The following is a 19,080-nucleotide window of genomic DNA, read 5'->3' as shown; positions in this document are numbered from 1 at the left end:
GAAATTTGAAACTACAGTTGTGGGATCATAAACTCATTAAATGCTTCATATTATCATTGAAAAAGAGCTTTAAACATATCGTTGATCGAATCTTTACTTCGCTGGGAGCTGTTATCATGGCAGCAATGATTCTGACCTTTATATTTATCGTCAACAGCTACCATTATTTTATTTATGCGCTAATTATTTCATCTCTTGTTTTTATATTGAGGAAAACGCAAGTGATAGGCTGGAAGAAGAAAGGAGAATATTTTTTAATGCTGCTTGTATGTATTTATGTTTTCCTGCTGGTTCTTTTTTCTGTCTCTCCGTTTTTGAGATTTAAAGAATTTCAGGGGACCCATTTACGTTGGAATACGGCAGAAGCTAAAGTAATATTTTATCAGTCAGGATGGGACAAACCCTCCAGGAAATCCAGCGGGTATGCCTATTCAGATATTACATATGCCTATAAAATCGGGCAGCACAATTTCACCCGTACGGAACTGAAAGCAGAAAAATTATATTACCCGGTATGGGAAAGCAAAAACAGGATTCAGAAACTGAAAACTAAAATCCTGCAAAGAACAGAACAGCAGATAGCTGAAGGGAAATTTATTGTCATGTATAATCCCGGCAACCTTTCAGAAAGTAAATTGTTTATTTCTACAAAGCCTGTATATCTGCAGGGTTCAGGTTTGTATGCATTCGCTGTTATGATTGGGATAATTCTGCTTTTAGCCACTTTTTGTTTAATTTTTACCCGAAAAAAACTTCAGCCATAATTCAGTTTATTTCCATGATATATTATTTTAAATCATATATATGTGAAAAATAATGCGAATCGTAAACCACTTCCGGCGAATTGTAAACGAATGCTTTACTTAAGGTTTATACTTTTTACCTTTGAACCTAACAGCCAGACTAAGCAAAAGAGTATAAAATGTGCTGCACAAATGACGAATACAACATATATAAGCCATTTTATAAGACAGCTTCGCTTAAGAAAAAGAATCTTGATTCTTTTGCTGGTTTTGGCCGTTTTTGTAATACCCTTTATGTTTTTTGTTACAGCCTATAAAAAAACGAATGATCTTGGAAAAGATCTGTCAGGAAAAACAAAATATAATGAAAGGATAGAAAATGCTGTAAAATATACATTAGCAATGACGGGGTTTTTGTTTATAGCCATAATACCACTGGCTTTTCTGCTTAACAGGTTTTTAGAAAGCTATGTTCCCGTATTGAAATCATTGGATAATGATGATATTAAGAAACTGAAAAAATACAACGAAAGCCAGACATTGATGAATAAATATCATATTCCGTTCATCTTTCAGAAAGATACGCTGCATATTTTTAAGCTGGGAAAAGTAAGAAGAATCAAAGGAAACAGTATTATCAGTTATAATCTTAAAAAAACATACGGCCGGGGAGGTAGCTACCGGCTTAGAATAAAAACTTTTGATAAAGATTATTTTTATATCATCAATAATAACGACAGGCAGGCATTGATGCTGGAACAGGATCTGGCCGTCATTATGAACCAGACAAACAATTATAAAGAATCCGGAATATATTTTCTTCAGCAGAATTTAATACCCTCCGGGAAAAAGATATAGAAACGTATTATTCAGGGAAAAATAATAACCGATCAGAGAGACGATGATGAAAAAACAGCTTGCAAATCTATTAACAAGCATTATTTCGAAAAAAAAACTCCGTTGTTTCTCTGATCTTCGTTTCTATTGTGTCTCCGGGAATTATCTCTTTTTTGCAAAATGTAATCATTTCTATTCTTATATTTGAAAAACCAATGAAAACCATTAACCATCTCCTGATAAGACTGCTGATCACTGCGATTCCTCTGATTGGACTGTATTTTTGGGCAGAAATGGCATTCAGAGCAAACAGAGAAAAAGAACATCCTACCGATGTAGGAATGGGAGTTGCCTTGATGCTGATCTTTGTATTAAGCGCTTTATTTTTCGGTTTTATAACAGATTTTATCACCAGACTGGTAAAGAAAGACTACAGAGTGGCGCTCACAGATGTTCCGTTTCTTCTTGCATTTATTGTTCCGATCCTTTACTTAAGCTGTCTGTGGTCCGATGGAGACGGTTTCTGTAAATGCCTTACCACCACAATGGACAAGATATGATATTTATTACGGCAATATTAATCTGTATTATCATAGGCGGACTTACTTATTTTAAACGTTCACCTAAAGCAATACTTATCACTATACTTCTGCTGTTGGGAGCAATGATCTGCTTTTTTTGCTGGGCAGCTTCCAAAGAAGAAAATTATGGGATTTATTATTTTAACAGTGAAAAAAAGGATACCCTGTTGATGTCCGAAAGCGGGGACAGGCATCCGGTTGCAGAAAGAATTATCCAGCGGAAAACACAAATATCAACACAATCAGGAAACGGAAGATCAGAGAATTATAATTGGGAGCAAAAAGAAGATACCTGGCAGCTGCTTTTATAACATAAATAACCTGATGGAATTTTTCAGATAGCTGTTTACTGCTATCAAACCCGGAAATACATAATGAAATATGAAAATATTTAAATCAATACTGATTTTTGTTATGGTGGCCTTTGCACTGTTGGGTATAGGAACTTATTTCTATCCTTTACAATATAATGGCAATTGTCATGAAGGAAATATATACCGGTACAAAGCGGGAATTTACCAAATAGCTACAGGAGTTTCTGACAAAAAAGAATATAAAAAAATAGGCGGATTATCCATGTTTTTAGGTTTCAAACCTGTCACATGTCCCGAAGAAATTGAAAAACAGCATTTTGAAGCCGTTGTAAAATCTATTGACAGTACCAATCAGGCCCTGGGCTGGAAGCTTCAGGAGAACGGATTGTGGATCAGCAGGAAAGGAGACCTGGCTATAAAGGAAATCATAGCGGTAGGACCGGAAGGAATGAAGCAGGCGGATCATTATATTACCCGGATGGGATTTAATGATGGCGAATCCCTGAAGAAGATTGTTGATACAGCTACTTTTCAAAAACTGAATACCTGCTTTTACAAAGACAAAAATCATGTTTACCGGTACTACGGTATGGCTTATGGAGGGAGTTTTTTTGTTTTTCCGGAGGCAGACCCTGCTACATTTGAAGTATTAAGTGAATGTTATGCGAAAGATAAAAACTATATTTATGAATCGCGGCAGGGAATACTGGACAACGTAGATTATAAAACATTCACAACTAAAAATTCCCTAGCAGGTTGTTTCGCAAAAGACAGCAATGGATATTTACAGTGGGGAGACCGGATTTCTGAAGAAAGTATGAAGGATATGTATGTACAGAGAGCCATTAAAGAATTGAAATAATTGATACCTAAGATGTTTCAGGTTATGAAAAGAACACTATTTTCAGCTTTATTGTTTACGTTCAGCCAGAGCAGTGCTCAAACCGTATATACCGGGTCTATAGGAAATTATCCCGTTGAAATGGTCATTTATGCAGCCGCCAAAACAGCAGATGCCCTGTATTCGTATACTGATTATGATGAACCTATTCCGTTGCATAATGGCACAATTAATAATGGAAAACTTACTTTTTATGAGAAAGAAGGAACGGGGAAGCAGCAGACGAGAGCGATTCTTACATTGGATTATTTTTCTGAAGGGCAGAATACATTGTCGGGAATCTGGAAAAATAGGAAGACCAAAAGCGAGCTGAAAATTAATTTAACAAAGAAATATGCCATTGAAAACGGTGAAAATATTCAGTGGAGCAACAGAGAATTGCTACAGCCCGTTTCCGCAGGCAACCAATATTTCAAAGTGGTTGTTTCAAAAGAAAAAGACCAGTATTATCCGATGGCTACATCTGTAAAGATTTTTGAAAAACGTACAGATAAACTGCTTCAGAAGCTTGATATTAACTGCCAGCTGCTAGGATTGAATAATATCAGCATCGGAGATTATAACTTCGACGGAATTGATGATTTTTCTGTTTTTGAATCCAGCTATGCAGGTCCCAATACATCCAGCATTTACTTCCTGTATGACAGAAAAACTCATCAGTATTACGAAAGCAGCTTCAGTGGAATCTCTTTAGAGTTTGATCCGGTTAAGAGAAGGGTGTATGAAAGAAATCAATGCTGTGCCGGAACAGTAGTAACAACAGTTGAGTATAAAGTGGTTAAAGATAATTTAATTCCCCTTACCCAGCACTGTTTCCGTTGGAATGAAGAAAAGCAGAAGCTTGTAGAAAAACCAATGAAAGAGTGCAGATAATTTGCCTTTTTTAATCACAATAAAACAGAAATCTTCTCAGTAAATATCTTATCCTTAAACGATAGCATAAATAATAAGATTCACCTCTTAAGGAATTTTGAAGGCCGCTTATTCATTCATATCAGGCCTTTTTTTGCGAATTGTAAACGGCATCAAGCGGATTGTAAATGAGAGAGTGAAGGGATTAAAATATTATCTACTTTTGAAATAAGAAACAAGGGAAGTTCATCAGGAACCGGAAATTATTTCGCGGTATCCTTTTTATGAAATACCTGTTTTGAATGGTTTTACAAGCCAATGATTAAGTTCTTTGAAATACCTATAAAACGAATATAAACAAAAATACTATTGCCCCTGTGAAGGCCATAAAAGTTTTGCAGAATATTCTGACTGTGTTCTGGATTTTGTTGCTGGCAGTTAATTTTCTGCTGATACTTCCCGAATAATGTGCATGCAGAAATACTTCTGAAAACGGAAAAGGTAAAACCATCTGGGGATATACAATAGACTGTATTGGGGATGATGATGAATTTTCTCTGATCTTCTTTCAATGGATTGGCTTCTGGCTGATCGGGATAATGACCATAATCATTATACTGCATATAATTTATAAAAGGAAGAAAGGGCATTTGAAGTTGAAAGAATAATAACCATGAAAACTTTTAGTTTTAAACAGAGCAATAAAAAGAGCGGTACTGTCATTTGCAGCAGTTAACCTGAGGTAACCGTCGTGCCGCTTTTTTACTTCCCGAAACCCTGATGCAGCATAGTGAAAAAATAAAAACTATAACCATGAAAACTTTCAGGAAGCAGCCATGTAAAAAGCTGCTCTGAGTTAATTATCATTTATAAAAAAGAAGAAAAGAATCAAGCCTAAAGAATTAAGTAACCATGACAACTTTTGTTTTAAACAGCACAAAAACTGCTCTGCCTTTTTACAACGGGATACCTGTTCGTAATTTTCCTGCTGTTTTTCTTCTATTTTTATAACTGTTGACGGTAGGGCAGAAAAAACAAACAGCATCGGTACAAAGGGGGAAATGCCGGTGTTGTTTTTACTACAGTTAATCTGTTTATGGTAGTATACTGTAGACTAAATATATATAAAGGAAGTGTAGAGTTAAAAACTAATAACCATGAAAACTCTAAATTTTAACAAGTTCATAAAAAGCAGCATTGCGCTGATTGTAATATGCTGCTTTTACTTCCTTGTACGCTCCTTTTAATTAAATGACAGGAAAAATACTGTATCTGAAATAATGAGACAGTTTTTCATAGATTACAAGTATTGTATAATGCTTATAATCCTTTTTTATATGATTTTTCTCTCGCAGACCTAGCAGATTGCACTGATGGTTGTGGTTTGTCAGTAATCTGCTCGTCTGTGGGAGAAAGATTAAGAAGTAAAGATCTTTTATGTTAATATTTTTTATTCTTCACGCAGACTTGGCAAAAAAGCGAATATGGTTGTGGTTTCATCAGTAATATGCCGGTCTGCGGGAGAATAAGTTTACCCGATTTTAAGCCAAACTATGATACTGCTAATTTTAAATGTTTTTATAGAGAGTCTTGGATTCTTTATGCTATAATTTTGTATTCTTTCCGCAGATCAGACACCCTGTTGTATTATCTGCTGCTCTGCGGAAGAATTTAGCATGATGTAATAGGATAGAGGTCTTCATATCAAGACGAATATCCCAAAAAAATCTGCTCAGCCTGAAAGAAATTGTTTAGTATCCTATGTTCAATTATAGGTGTTGAAAGTCCGGTACATTTAATGTTAAATAACCTCTGGAATTAATTTCCGGCTTCCCATATCAGCATTGAAAAATATTTCTAATCTTCAACGTATTTATGCCTTGCTGCTTTCATTCCGAAATAAAACATCAGGACAACCGCAAGACTCAAAAAATAGAAAGAACTTTTCCACGAAACATCCCAATCATGCAGTTTTCCGAATACCGGAGGCCCAAATGCAGCAATCAGATAGCCTACAGACTGAGCCATTCCGGATATTTTTACCGCATTGGCACTGCTTTTTGTTCTTGTTGAAAAAAACAGGATAGACAAACTGAAGGATAAACCATTAGAAATACCTATAATTACAGCATTCACATAAATCCATTGAGATTGAAGCCATGCAAACATAAACGTACTGATCAGCATCAGAACACAGATCAATACAATCAATATTCTTTGGTCTTTCATCTTATTGGCAATAATCGGGCTGCCGAATGTAACAGGAATCATCGTAATCTGGATCACGAAAAGTATCCAGCCCGTACTGTCTCCCTGCACATGGTAATCAGTAAGAAATGACGGAAGCCATGCCACCATACAATAATAAAACAATGACTGTAATCCCATGAATATACTGATATTCCAGGCCTGTGCAGATTTAAACATATTAAAATCTGAACGGCTTAATGATGCCTTTGCCTGAGTTGCATTTTTTTTGTTAAAAATCAGTTCCAGCACAAGAACAAATAATCCAAGCCCGGCAATAACCAGCCATATTCCCAGAGAGCCTCTCCATCCGAATCCCGTCCATTCACCAATCCTTACACTGAATCCTGAAGCCAGGGCAGCCGTAAGATTCATTGCCACAGCAAAAATACCGGTCATCAGGCCAATTTGCTTGGGGAAATTATTTTTAATGTATCCCGGCGTTACCACATTTCCGATGCAGATTCCCAGCCCGATAAATACAGAACCCAGAAATAACATCCAGACAGATCCTGTAATGCGGAGAAACAGCCCGAAACTCAAAATAATCAGTGAATACATCAAAAAACGGCTGATGCTGAACTGATGCGAAAAGCGACTCACCAATACCGAGCATGTAGCAAACATAAATAACGGGATAGAAGTGAGAAGGCTGACCTGAAAGCTGTCCAGTTTCATAGCATCCCTTATATCACTCAGTACCGGAGCCACCGAAATGATAGGAGACCTGAGATTGCTGGAAACCAGAATCACAACAAGCACATTAATAATCAGAAGTACATAAGACGCGTTTCTTCTTGTTTCATTCTTCATGACGAAAATATTTACAGCAAAATTACTTCAGTATTTTTGTTTAATTTTGCCAAAGTTTTAACCTGAAACGACATGAATCCTCATGACAGTATAGCCATTGATGAATTAGATAAATCCTATTTTGTGTGGTTTGAAGAAGACTGGAAACATGATGACATTCTTCATTCTCACAAGAAAGGACAACTCGTTTATGTAGAAAGCGGGTTTCAATATATTACAATTGAAGGGAAAATTTATTTGCTTCCCCAGAATCACGCAGTATGGATTCCTCCCGGTGCTATGCACAAAACCAATTCGCATTCCGAGAAAATCAAACTGATGATTATGTTTGCCAATGCTGAAGCTGGAAGATCTTTTGATCAGGAAATCAGTGTATTTTCTGTTCCTCCGGTTTTAAAAGGAATGATCAGGTATGCTGAAAAATGGTCAAAAAACCAAGCATACGATCCTAATGAACAGATTTTTCTCAGAGCACTTTTCAATGAGCTTCCTCATTTTGTAGAACATGCTATAAAACTTCATATCGGCCTTCCGCAGGATAAGCGGCTTACAAAGGCCATCAATTATCTTCACAGCCATTACCGGGAAGATATAAGAATAGAAGACCTTAGTGAGATTTCCCTGCTTTCTCTGCGTACCCTGGAACGCATCTTTAAAAAAGAAACCGGCAGTACCCTGAATAAGTATCAGCAGGTACTCCGTATCATCAAAAGCATGGAGCTGCTGAGTTCAGGAAACCTTACCATCTCTGAAATTGCTTATGAAACAGGGTATAAAAGCGTACAGTCTTTTACGAGAAGCTTTCAGTCTGTTATGAAATTCCGGCCTTCTGATTTTATAAAAAACATGAAATGAAACCTTTTATAAACAAAAGACTCCGGAATTTTCCGGAGTCTTATAATCATAATTAATTCTGTTAGAACTTAAACAAGCATTCACAAACGCTCATTTTACCTTCAACCACAGTGCTCCAGGCGCCTGTCCAGGTTCCACCGTAAGAAGCACATATTGCGGGACATACTTCTTTAGCATCCTCGTTGCTCCAGATAGGTCCTGCAAGAACGTTCAGCTTGTATTCAGTGCTGCCGGATGGAACTGTATCGTACTCAACTTCGATAACGCTCATCGCACCCTCAACAATAGTGCTCCATTGTCCGGTAAATTTTCCTAAGTGGGCTGCAGCAATACGGCCTCCTAGTTTTTGTGCTTCGTCGTTGCTCCAAAGCGGACCTGCAACGATGTTGATTTTGAATTTTGACATGATGTAAAGTTTTTGGGGTTATTTAACATTACAAAGTTGTCACTTAAATGAGAGATATACTACCGTAAAAACCACTAAATTATACTTTGGGTATTTTCACTTAAAAGAGATAATTATAGAATAGAATAAAAAATAATATGCTGAAAAATGCTATTTCTGCCTTGTAAAACGACATTTTCATTTAAATATTTAATAAATCATTACGTTTGCACAAACAAAAAAGGTCCCCGTAAAAGGGAGACCTTAAAAAAACACAAATGATGAAAAAAAATTATTTCGATGCACAAATATAAACAAAAATTACATTATGCAAAACATTGTTTTAGTATAATATTTTAAAAAATATTCATTCCAGATAAAAATAGTGATTTAACAAGTAATTTATGTTATCATTTATTTATCTGTAATATCGGTGTAGAGAGAATAGAACCTGTTTATGCAGCTGCCGTTGGCTCCTCCTGGCTAAACTTTCATTTAAAAATAGAGATAATGAAATAAAATTAATAAAATAATCTGAGTTCGGGTTAAAAAGCTTAAATATACTTTTTTGGTAGACTTTTATGTAAACCAGGTAAAAACCGGAATTGTGATTCTGCTCATAAAAAGGATATCCGTTATTTTCATTAATTTATCCTGCCAAATCATAAAGACATGAAACCAAAATTGATTAAAGGAGTTCCGGAGCAGCATTCAGGTGGATTTCATGACACTGAAAGCCGTAAGCAGTATGAAGAAGCACTTCTCCCTTTAAAGTTTGAAATACTGAAAAAAAGATTTTTCTCCATCAACAGGTGGAAAAGCTATTGCGGCGAAGGCTTTGCCGATTTTAAGCTCTATGATTCATCCGGTAAAGAAGCTGACCGCGATCCACAGAAAGGAGATTATATGAGAATTGATATTCCTGGTCCGGGAGAAAGGGAGAGTAAAGGCTATGACTGGGTAGAAGTAACAGAAATCTGCTATTATCAGGACAATACCTCAGAAAGCATCCAGATGACCTGCAGACCCTCCAGAGATCCCCAAATAAGAAATAAGGGGCACATTGCTCATTTTTACAGTGCTCGAGCTACCTCTACATTTATGATCTCCAGAACTCCGGGCTATTTAAAAGCCGCAGTATACGGAAGAAATGAAACCCCTAATTTTAAAGCGAAGTTCATTGATGTGATCCGCAATCTCATGGTAGCTGCCGGAGGGATAATGGGAGTTTCAAAAATTCAGTGGAAACAACTTGCTGATGGCTTCCTGGATTTTGACTGATATTTAGGTTATCCTTTTTTTGACCTGATCAAAGCGCCGGCATAGCGATCTGTTGATCTGTTTTATTTTTAAGGACTTTGATTTTATAATGACTTCTAATAACAGGCTCAAAGTAGCTTTCAGCTCCCTTTTTTATCTTTCATCCTTTTAGTTTCCTTAGTCAGACCTTAATTCAGTTAAAAAAAAACTGAATAATAAAGGAAATTATCAAAAAATTAATACAAGACGTTCTTTCCTGAAAAATTTAAGCCTTATATTTGCAGAACAATGTTAAAATGGCTTTCCATAGTATGCTCAATGATGTATGTGCTTGCTACCACCAATGCGGCGGAAGTACTCAAAGTACCTGTATTTGTAGAGCACCTTATGGAATATGAAGGGAACTTCGCTGAGTTTGTCATGGAGCATTATGACAATCATAAAAAAGACTCCGACTGGGATACAGATCAGAAATTGCCATTTATCAACCCTCCGGTTGTATTGATGATTCATGCTCAGCTTCCTGAACTGAACTTTCAGATCGAAAAACCTAAGGAGATCATTGTTTCCCGGAAAAAAACATCCTATCAGGAAAAAGATTTTCCCAACCTTTATCTTTCCAGAATTTTTCAGCCTCCACGGCAGTCTTAATGGTATTTTATATTAAAAATTAATGCTTAAGCTTTTTAAGCAGTCAATTCTTATTATCCATTAATTAATCCGTTGTGTAAACAGCTCTTTTATGCTTTAAACACTGAAGAGTGTAAGAAATAACCTATTCATATAAGGAGAAAATCTTCAATTTTCCGAAAGGTTAGTGATAGTTCTTATCCTGTATAGTTTAATTGAAACAAAAGCCTGGAAAGAGTTTTATAAAACACACCGGATAATCAATCCATAATTTTTTCATGTTAAATAAAATCATTGAGTTTTCTGTAAAGAATAAGCTCATCATTGCTCTTTTCACCATTGGGCTGGTTCTTTTAGGGGTTTATGAAACTACAAAACTCCCTATCGATGCGCAGCCTGATATTACCAATAACCAGGTTCAGGTTATTACCACAGCACCGTCTTACGGAGCGGCAGATATTGAAAGGCTGGTAACATTTCCTATCGAACAGGCTACGAGTAACATCAGCGGCATTACCGAACTGCGAAGTTTTTCACGATTCGGACTGTCTCTGGTAACCATAGTTTTTGACGATGATACAGATGTCTACTGGGCACGCCAGCAGGTTCAGGAACGTCTCCAGCTTGTTCAGGAAAATATCCCGGCAGGAATTGGAAAACCGGAACTGGGACCTATTTCAACGGGTCTTGGTGAAATTTTTCAGTATGTTGTACGGGCAAAAAAAGGCTACGAAAATGTGTACGATGAAACCGAACTCAGAACCATTCAGGACTGGGTAATCAGGCGTCAGCTTTTGGGAACGAAAGGTGTGGCAGATGTCAGCAGTTTCGGGGGAAAGCTGAAACAGTATGAAATTGCAATCAATCCCAATCAGCTGCAGGCCTTCAATATTAATATCAATGATGTATTCGCAGCGCTGGAAAAGAACAATCAGAATACGGGTGGCGCTTATATCGAGAAAAAAGAAACCGTACTTTTCATCCGTAGTGAAGGACTTCTGGGAAGTACGGAAGACATCGGAAACATTCAGGTGGCAGATACTAAAGGAGGAATTCCGGTACATATCAAAGATGTAGCTTCTGTAAAAATTGGATTTGCAACCCGGTATGGTGCTATGACTTACAACGATACAGGAGAGGTATCCGGTGCGATTGTCCTGATGCTGAAAGGTGAAAATGCCAATGAAGTGATCGGAAATATCAAGCAGAGACTTGAAAAAATCCAGGAATCACTTCCTGAAGGAGTGGTTATAGAACCTTTCCTGGACCGCGCCAAAATGGTAAACAATACGATCAGTACCGTGAAAACGAATTTAATGGAAGGGGCTCTTATCGTGGTTTTCATTCTGGTTCTGTTCCTTGGAAATTTCAGGGCAGGATTGCTGGTTGCCTCTGTAATTCCTTTATCCATGCTTTTTGCCATCATTATGATGAACATTTTCGGAGTGGGTGGCAACCTGATGAGTCTCGGTGCTCTTGACTTCGGACTTATTGTGGACGGGGCCGTCATCATTGTGGAAGCTGTTCTTCATCAGCTGGCTCATAAAAAGCATTTCGGAAAAGATAATATGCTCAGCAAAAAAGAAATGGATGCCCAGGTTTCAGGCTCCGCTACGAAAATGGTTAACAGTGCTGTTTTCGGACAGATCATTATCCTGATTGTATATCTTCCTATTTTTACCTTACAGGGTATTGAAGGAAAGATGTTCAAACCTATGGCACAAACGGTTGCATTTGCCCTTATCGGAGCCTTTCTGCTTTCATTAACGTATATTCCGATGATGAGCTCGCTTGTACTGAGCCGGAAGAAAAAAATAAAAGATTCTGTTTCAGACAGGATAATGGCTAAAACAGAAGCGGGCCATCAGAAACTCCTGATCAAAGCCCTTAAATATAAAAAATCCATCATTTCAGGGGTGTTGCTTCTTTTTGTGGGGGCAGTTGTTACCCTTTCCAGAATGGGCGGAGAATTTATTCCTTCACTGGAAGAAGGTGATTTTGCCGTTGAAATGAGAATTCTTCAGGGCAGTAATATCAGTGAAACTAAAAAAATAACGACACAGGCTGCCGGAATTTTATTAAAAGAATTTCCGGAAATAGAGAAGGTGGTTACCAAAATCGGAAGTGCTGAGATTCCTACAGAGCCGATGCCAATGGACGCGGGAGATATGATTATTGTTTTAAAACCCAAAAAGGAATGGACCTCTGCAAAGTCTTTCCCTGAGCTTTCTGAAAAAATGAGTAAATCTCTTCAGAATATTCCGGGACTTACCACAGGATTCCAGTTCCCGGTTCAGATGCGCTTTAATGAGCTGATGACCGGAGCACGTCAGGATGTGGTGTGCAAAATTTATGGTGAAGATCTGGACAGCCTGGCCGTTTATGCGAAAAAACTGGGAAGCATTATCAATACTGTAAAAGGGGCTCAGGATCTTTATCTGGAGCCTGTTGTAGGGGCTCCGCAGGTTGTTATTGATTATAACCGGGCAGAACTTTCCCGTTACAACATTTCTGTGGCAGAAATAAACAGGGTAATCAATATGGCATTTGCCGGACAGACAGCCGGAGCTTTGTATGAAGGAGAGAGAAAGTTTGATATCGTTGTGCGTATGGATAACGAGCACAAGAAGGATATTTCAAGCATTCAGAATCTTTTGGTTCCTACGGCTTCCGGTGAACAGATTCCTTTATCCCAGCTGGCCAGAGTAGAGCTGAAGAACAGCCCTAACCAGATTCAGAGAGAAGATACAAAAAGAAGAATTGTTGTAGGATTCAATGTTCGCGGAAGAGATGTTCAGAGTATTGTGGAAGAGCTTCAGCAGAAAGCCGGCAAAAACCTTAAGCTTTCATCAGGCTATACCATTTCTTACGGCGGTGCTTTTGAAAATCTGAATGAAGCCAAGGCAAGACTTGGAATTGCCGTTCCGATTTCCCTGGTTATGATTTTCCTATTGTTATTCTTTGCATTCGGTTCAGTAAAGCACAGTCTTTTAATTTACACTGCCATTCCATTATCGGCGATTGGCGGGGTTTATTTTCTCGCTTTAAGAGGAATGCCTTTCAGCATCAGTGCCGGAGTTGGATTTATTGCGCTTTTCGGGGTAGCCGTACTTAACGGAATTGTTTTAATATCAGAATTCAACCGTTTAAAAAGCAATGGAATACAGAATACCAGCAGAATTGTACTGATGGGAACAAGAATCAGACTTCGTCCGGTTCTGATGACGGCTTTTGTAGCTTCTCTGGGTTTTCTTCCGATGGCATTAAGCAACGGGGCAGGAGCAGAAGTACAACGGCCTCTGGCAACTGTAGTGATCGGGGGGCTTATGCTGGCAACACTGCTTACCTTATTTGTACTGCCTATTCTTTACGTCTTGTTTGAACACATTAATAAAAGTAAAATGAAATTTTCAAAAAAAATAAACGGTAAAAAACTGTCTGTATTGGCCTTGCTTCTTTCATTCGGAGGAATCAGTGCCCAGGAAACGATTACCTTTGAGCAGACTCTGGAAAAAGCTTATCAGCAGAACGGAACTTTAAAGAATTCAAAATTAATTTCCGATTATCAGGAAAAGCTGAAAGCCAGTTACCTTGATATTCCCCAGCTTGAACTTTCCGGAGCAGTAGGACAGATTCAGGGACAGGAAACGGATAACTCATTTACCATATCCCAAAGATTCAGTTTTCCCACTGTGTATTCAAAAAGAAAACAGCTTTTAAATGCAGAATGGACTGCCGCTGTGATCAGCCAGAAGCTTACGAAAGCACAGCTTACCAAAGAGGTTTCCGATGTATTTTACAGGATTTTAATCCTTCAGGAAAAGAAGAAAGTTCTGGAATATATCAGCGGGCTGTACAATCAGTTTTCAGAAAAAGCCAGCCTGAGGCTTAAGAAAGGTGAAGCGAATATTCTGGAAGAATCAACAGCTTCCTTACAGAAAGAGCAGGCGGGAATACAGCTGAATTCCCTTGAAAACGATCTGAATATTGCCAAACTCCAGCTTCAGTTATTGCTTCAGTCTGAAACACCTTACCAGCCGGTAGCAGAGAAACCACTGATGAACGTAAGTCTCCAACTTTCTGATGGTCTGATAAAACAGCATCCGGAACTGCAATATCTTCAACAGCAGATCAAAGCAGGAGAAGCTGAAGTTCAGCTGGAAAAAAGCAGGCTTTTACCCGAACTTATGATTGGATATACCAATCAAAGCATGAAAAACATCAATAACAGCCGTTTTAATTCTGTACAGCTCGGAGTGGGGATTCCGGTGTTTACGAAAGGGCAGCGTGGGCTGGCTAAAGCTGCTGAGGCTAAAATTGCCGTTACCGAAAACCAGTACCAGCGTAAAGAAATTGAACTTAAAAACAGACTTTCACAGCAGATCAGCCATTATAGGAATCTGGAAAAGATTATTGAAAACTATGAACAGAAGCAGCTTCCCAAATCCGAAACGATTCTGAATGCTGCAAGGAAGCAGATGGAAGTCGGGGAAATTGATTATCTGGACTGGGTAATTTTAGTGAACCAGGCCGTTAAAATCAAAGCGGATTACATCGATCAGCTTGAAAAACTGAATCAGACAGGAGCGGAACTTAATTTCTTAATCTCAAAATAACAGCGGAATGCATTTCAAAAAAATATCAATATACAGCCTTTGTTTAACCCTGGTTTTGTCTTCATGCTCCGGAAAAAAGGAAGAAGAAAAAACAGTATACGAAAACAAAAAATTTGCTCAAAGCAGTGAAAATACAGTTCATCTTTCGGAAAAACAGCTTCAGTCCGTAGGATTAACGACCACTTCCATCCAGAACAGGAATATGGAAAAGCTGGTAAGGCTGAACGGAAAGGCAGAAATCGCCCCGTCACATATAAGTTCAGTTTCCAGTATTATGGGTGGACATATCAAATCAATTAATGTGATCAGCGGAAGCCATTTCAGTAAAGGGCAGGTGCTTGCTGTAGTGGAAGACCCTCAGTTTATACAGCTTCAGCAGGACTATCTGGTAACCAGAGCCCAGCTGGAATCTGCAAGGCTGAATTTAAACCGTCAGAAAGATCTTAATACCAGCAAAGCCAGCAGCGATAAAACCTTACAGTCCGCTCAGGCAGATTATTCCACGCTTAATGCAACTTTAAAAGGGCTGGAGGAAAAGCTCAGAATTATCGGAATCAGCGCAAAAGGACTGAATTCGGGAAATATCAGAAGCAAAATTAATGTGTATGCCCCTTTCAGTGGTTTTGTAAGCAAAATTCTGGTTAATAACGGACAATATGTTAATCCTTCCGATACTTTATTTGAGCTGATTAATCCGGCAGGACTCTTGCTGGAATTAAAAGTATTTGAAAATGATGTGAATGACATTAAAACGGGACAGGAAATCCTGGTATACAGCAATCAGAATCCTGAACTGAAATCCAGTGCAAAGATCATAAGTGTTGTACCTGCTATTGAAAACGGGGGGGCTGCTACGGCTATCGCTAAATTATCGACTGTCAATTCCGAGTTTGTAAAAGGAATGTATATCAATGCTGAAGTGATTATCAGCAGCCGTTATACGGAAGGTCTGCCCAATGAGGCTGTGGTATCTTTTGAGAATAAAAGCTATGTTTTTGAAGATCTGGGCAAATCACAGTATAAAATGATTCCTGTGGCAACCGGAATTTCAGATGATCAGTTTACCGAAATCTTAAAAGCGGAACATCTCAAAAATAAAAAAATTGTACAGAAAGGAGCTTACAGCTTACTGATGATGCTTAAAAACAAGGCAGAGTAAAGGTATTTCATCTATTCTCTTACACTCATAAAGCAAAAGAGAAACAGTTTATGGCTGTCTTTTTTGCTTTTTTTGTTTATACTTTTATGAGGTTCATTTCATGCTATCATTTTTTTGCTGATGTTCCTTTTAAAAGAAACTCCAGTACTTTTTCTGTATAGTCGAACCTTTTTTGAAGATAAAAGATATTACTGTCTTTATTGTGAACCGTACTCAGTCCATTCTTTTCAGCAACTATTGTGATCGCGTTATGGATCTGGTCTTCAAAGGGAACGATCAGGTTTTTTCTGAGTGTAGTAATTTCCCCGTTAGAACCGAATCTCAAACTTGTAGTTGTTTTAATACTTTTCTCAAGTTCTTCTATTTCTTTTTCTCTAATCTTCAGCTGATTACCGACCAATAAAACCTTTTCACTGTCAAAGTGAGATTTTTTCATTTCGTACTCAGACTGTAAACGCTGAAGTTCCAGCTCCCATGTCTTAATCTGAGCATTTAATCTTGCTTCTGCTTCTTTATATTGAGGCATCTTCTCCAATATGTACTGAATATCTACATAACCTATTTTTTGTGCGCTGCTGAAACTAAAAAATAAGAATACTAAAAATGTGAAGATCGTCTTAAAGTTTTTCATGGTATATAATGAGTTAAATTTCAATTCTGAACTAAAGAACGATAGAAGTTAATTAATTATTATTCCCGTTATATCTAAAGAAAACCATGCATTAAATTGAAAATCAACAAATCTCTCAGTTCCCGGATTTTTGAATGAGAAATAGGGAATGTTTTTCTCATCCGTTGATAAAAAATGATATTTCGCATGTTTCCAATATTAAAAATAGTATTCTGTGCATAATTCATGTTAAAGCATTATATTTAAGGAGTGAATTAGTTTAAAAAGGATTTTAGTGTATTATTAATGAAGAACTTTTATTAAAAAATATGACAAAAAAACCTTTACACAATTTCCATATTCCGGTAATGGGGCTTGCCTATACGATAGACAGCCCGATCCGTGTGGCACAATATGGAATTTCTTCTGTTATCTCTATTATTGATGATGAGATCCTGGAAAAAATGAAAGAATTTTATAACAAAAAATTCAATCTCGATTATCTGGGAATTTCCACCAATGCTGAAGATTACAGAGCCAAAAGAATTACGGCTTATCTGGATATGGTAGATGATATTGTGAATGAAAAATTTGAATCATTCAAACAGGAGATCAGCAAAAATAAAGAGGCGTTAAAAAACTTCATATCCATTCTTCCCAACAGTTCAGATTTAAAAGCCGGACTTCAGAATCTCATCAGTCAGAAGGACCATTTTGGCTGTGTGATCAGAAATTTTATTGAGACCAATTTAATGCCGGGAAGTATAGATGTCAATATCATGACAAAAGTGGATAAGGATAATTATAAAAAAGGCGAACAGCTTCCGGTGGTCTATAATGATGCCCATGCTTCATTGCGGGGTTTTGCGAACAGTAAGCTGTCTTCCTCAGTAGTCCTTTCTGCCGGTATGAATCCCCGTCTGTACAGTTACCTTGAAGAATTCAATGATTTTTTTCCTGATCAGAACGGAGGGTTAAAAAAGAAAATAATCCTTAAAGTCAGTGATTTCCGTTCAGCTATGATTCAGGGAAATTTTCTGGCTAAAAAGGGGCTCTGGGTTTCGGAATACAGAATAGAGTCGGGGCTGAACTGTGGCGGACACGCATTTGCAACAGAAGGACTTCTGCTCGGGCCAATTATGGAAGAATTTAAGCAGAAAAAGAATGACCTGATTCAGTCTGCCCATTCTCTGATGATTGCAGCACTGGAACAGAAAGGAAAGTATACTGTTTCTCAGCCTTTAGAAATGAAGATTACCGTTCAGGGCGGGGTAGGAACCTCAGAAGAACATGATTTTCTTCTTGAAAATTACCATGTGGACAGTGTAGGCTGGGGTTCACCATTCCTGCTGGTTCCGGAAGCCACTTCTGTAGATCCCGAAACCAGAAAGCTGCTTTTGGAAGCTAAAGAAGAGGATTATTACACAAGCAACATCTCACCCCTTGGAGTTCCGTTCAATACAGTACGGGGAACTTCCAATGAAGTTGTAAAATACCAGAAAGAAGCAGCCGGAAGATACGGAAGTTCTTGTCCTAAAAAGCTTCTGGCATTAAGCAAAGAGTTCTCACCGGAAGGGATCTGTACTGCATCCAAAAAATATCAGGATATTAAATTAAAAGAATTGCAGGCTGAAGCGGAAACATTATCTGCTGAAGATTTTAACAAAAGAAAAGCACAGATTACAGATAAAGCATGCCTGTGTGTAGGTCTGGTAAATTCGGCTTATATGGAACAGAATATCCGGATCAAAGGGGAAAAACAAGGGGTCGTAATATGTCCCGGGCCCAATCTTGCTTTCTTTAATAAAGAGGTTTCCCTCTCAGAGATGGTACAGCATATCTATGGAAATAACAATATTCTTCCTGATAATCAACGTCCCAATATGTTTATCAACGAACTTAAAATGTATGTTGATTACCTGAAGAAAGAAATTGAAGCTTCTTCCGTAAATATTACCCATGCGCAGACTAAAAAATGGAATGCATTCAAAAAGAATATGCTGGAAGGAGTAGAATATTACAGTGATCTTTTTAAAAAATCATCTTTCTTTAAAAATACACTGGAAACTATAAATCTGCAATTGCAGCAACATAAACTGGAACTTACAGCCATTGAGATTCCTCAGGCTGAAAAGTAACAGGTCTTTTTAATTGATAGATAAAAACAGCTTTCGGAAGAAAGCTGTTTTTTCGTTGATAATAACTATAAATATTTTAAATCTGCCGGATCTGCTCAATCGGCTAACAGATTGAAAACCTTCTGAAAATCTTTAATTA

The 19,080-nt window shown here is 37.7% G+C and carries 16 protein-coding genes; 12 read left to right on the top strand and 4 right to left on the bottom strand.

Features of this window, described 5'->3' with window-relative positions; translation table 11 throughout:
* The first annotated feature begins 56 nt into the window (after nucleotides 1-56).
* The 6 genes from AOB46_RS11885 (at nucleotide 57) to AOB46_RS11860 (ending at nucleotide 4,249) form a co-directional block, all read left to right on the top strand.
* Nucleotides 57-764 carry a hypothetical protein gene (locus AOB46_RS11885; protein ID WP_131724363.1) on the top strand — a complete coding sequence of 236 codons (708 nt, stop codon included), beginning with the start codon at nucleotides 57-59 and terminating at the stop codon, nucleotides 762-764.
* Nucleotides 765-1,037: 273 nt separating this feature from the next.
* Nucleotides 1,038-1,601 (top strand): hypothetical protein, encoded by a 564-nt coding sequence (locus AOB46_RS11880; RefSeq protein ID WP_062699570.1) that lies wholly within the window; start codon nucleotides 1,038-1,040, stop codon nucleotides 1,599-1,601.
* Nucleotides 1,602-1,795: 194 nt separating this feature from the next.
* Nucleotides 1,796-2,140: a hypothetical protein gene (locus tag AOB46_RS11875; protein WP_062699568.1), complete on the top strand. Its 345-nt coding sequence runs from the start codon at nucleotides 1,796-1,798 to the stop codon at nucleotides 2,138-2,140.
* On the top strand, nucleotides 2,137-2,472 hold the full coding sequence (locus tag AOB46_RS11870) for a hypothetical protein (RefSeq protein WP_062699566.1): 336 nt from the start codon (nucleotides 2,137-2,139) through the stop codon (nucleotides 2,470-2,472). Before AOB46_RS11875 ends, AOB46_RS11870 begins: the two co-directional genes overlap by 4 nt.
* Nucleotides 2,473-2,542: 70 nt before the next feature.
* Entirely contained in the window at nucleotides 2,543-3,337 is a 795-nt protein-coding gene (locus AOB46_RS11865) for a DKNYY domain-containing protein (RefSeq protein WP_062699564.1), read from the top strand.
* 24 nt (nucleotides 3,338-3,361) lie between these two features.
* Complete coding sequence (locus AOB46_RS11860) at nucleotides 3,362-4,249, top strand: XAC2610-related protein (RefSeq protein WP_131724362.1); 888 nt, start codon at nucleotides 3,362-3,364, stop codon at nucleotides 4,247-4,249.
* A gap of 287 nt (nucleotides 4,250-4,536) precedes the next feature.
* Here the strand turns inward: AOB46_RS11860 and AOB46_RS23375 are convergent, their stop codons facing one another.
* Both AOB46_RS23375 and AOB46_RS11845 read right to left on the bottom strand, forming a co-directional pair.
* On the bottom strand, nucleotides 4,537-4,851 hold the full coding sequence (locus tag AOB46_RS23375; RefSeq protein ID WP_157845057.1) for a hypothetical protein: 315 nt from the start codon (nucleotides 4,849-4,851) through the stop codon (nucleotides 4,537-4,539).
* Nucleotides 4,852-6,085: 1,234 nt separating this feature from the next.
* Entirely contained in the window at nucleotides 6,086-7,288 is a 1,203-nt protein-coding gene (locus tag AOB46_RS11845) for a CynX/NimT family MFS transporter (RefSeq protein WP_062699557.1), read from the bottom strand.
* A gap of 72 nt (nucleotides 7,289-7,360) precedes the next feature.
* Between AOB46_RS11845 and AOB46_RS11840 the strand changes: the two genes are divergently transcribed.
* Nucleotides 7,361-8,143, top strand: coding sequence for a helix-turn-helix domain-containing protein (locus AOB46_RS11840; protein WP_062699555.1), 783 nt, complete (start codon nucleotides 7,361-7,363; stop codon nucleotides 8,141-8,143).
* 61 nt (nucleotides 8,144-8,204) lie between these two features.
* On the opposite strand, the gene AOB46_RS11835 is transcribed toward AOB46_RS11840, so the two are convergent.
* Complete coding sequence (locus AOB46_RS11835; protein ID WP_062699553.1) at nucleotides 8,205-8,549, bottom strand: mannan-binding lectin; 345 nt, start codon at nucleotides 8,547-8,549, stop codon at nucleotides 8,205-8,207.
* Between the two features lie 651 nt (nucleotides 8,550-9,200).
* Between AOB46_RS11835 and AOB46_RS11830 the strand changes: the two genes are divergently transcribed.
* The 4 genes from AOB46_RS11830 to AOB46_RS11815 all read left to right on the top strand — a co-directional run bounded on the left by AOB46_RS11830 (nucleotide 9,201) and on the right by AOB46_RS11815 (nucleotide 16,193).
* On the top strand, nucleotides 9,201-9,809 hold the full coding sequence (locus tag AOB46_RS11830) for a hypothetical protein (RefSeq protein ID WP_062699551.1): 609 nt from the start codon (nucleotides 9,201-9,203) through the stop codon (nucleotides 9,807-9,809).
* Between the two features lie 267 nt (nucleotides 9,810-10,076).
* Entirely contained in the window at nucleotides 10,077-10,439 is a 363-nt protein-coding gene (locus AOB46_RS11825) for a hypothetical protein (protein ID WP_062699549.1), read from the top strand.
* Nucleotides 10,440-10,696: 257 nt separating this feature from the next.
* Nucleotides 10,697-15,034 (top strand): CusA/CzcA family heavy metal efflux RND transporter, encoded by a 4,338-nt coding sequence (locus AOB46_RS11820; protein WP_062699547.1) that lies wholly within the window; start codon nucleotides 10,697-10,699, stop codon nucleotides 15,032-15,034.
* A 7-nt stretch (nucleotides 15,035-15,041) separates the two neighbouring features.
* Nucleotides 15,042-16,193 carry an efflux RND transporter periplasmic adaptor subunit gene (locus AOB46_RS11815; RefSeq protein WP_062699545.1) on the top strand — a complete coding sequence of 384 codons (1,152 nt, stop codon included), beginning with the start codon at nucleotides 15,042-15,044 and terminating at the stop codon, nucleotides 16,191-16,193.
* 106 nt (nucleotides 16,194-16,299) lie between these two features.
* On the opposite strand, the gene AOB46_RS11810 is transcribed toward AOB46_RS11815, so the two are convergent.
* On the bottom strand, nucleotides 16,300-16,824 hold the full coding sequence (locus AOB46_RS11810; RefSeq protein WP_062699544.1) for an OmpH family outer membrane protein: 525 nt from the start codon (nucleotides 16,822-16,824) through the stop codon (nucleotides 16,300-16,302).
* A gap of 308 nt (nucleotides 16,825-17,132) precedes the next feature.
* Here AOB46_RS11810 and AOB46_RS11805 point away from each other — a divergent pair, with 308 nt between their 5' ends.
* Nucleotides 17,133-18,941 (top strand): hypothetical protein, encoded by a 1,809-nt coding sequence (locus AOB46_RS11805; protein ID WP_062699542.1) that lies wholly within the window; start codon nucleotides 17,133-17,135, stop codon nucleotides 18,939-18,941.
* Nucleotides 18,942-19,080 lie beyond the last annotated feature (139 nt).

The organism is Chryseobacterium indologenes, from assembly GCF_001295265.1.
In the GTDB taxonomy this organism is placed as follows: domain Bacteria; phylum Bacteroidota; class Bacteroidia; order Flavobacteriales; family Weeksellaceae; genus Chryseobacterium; species Chryseobacterium indologenes_A.
This window is presented reverse-complemented; position numbering and strand designations above follow the sequence as displayed.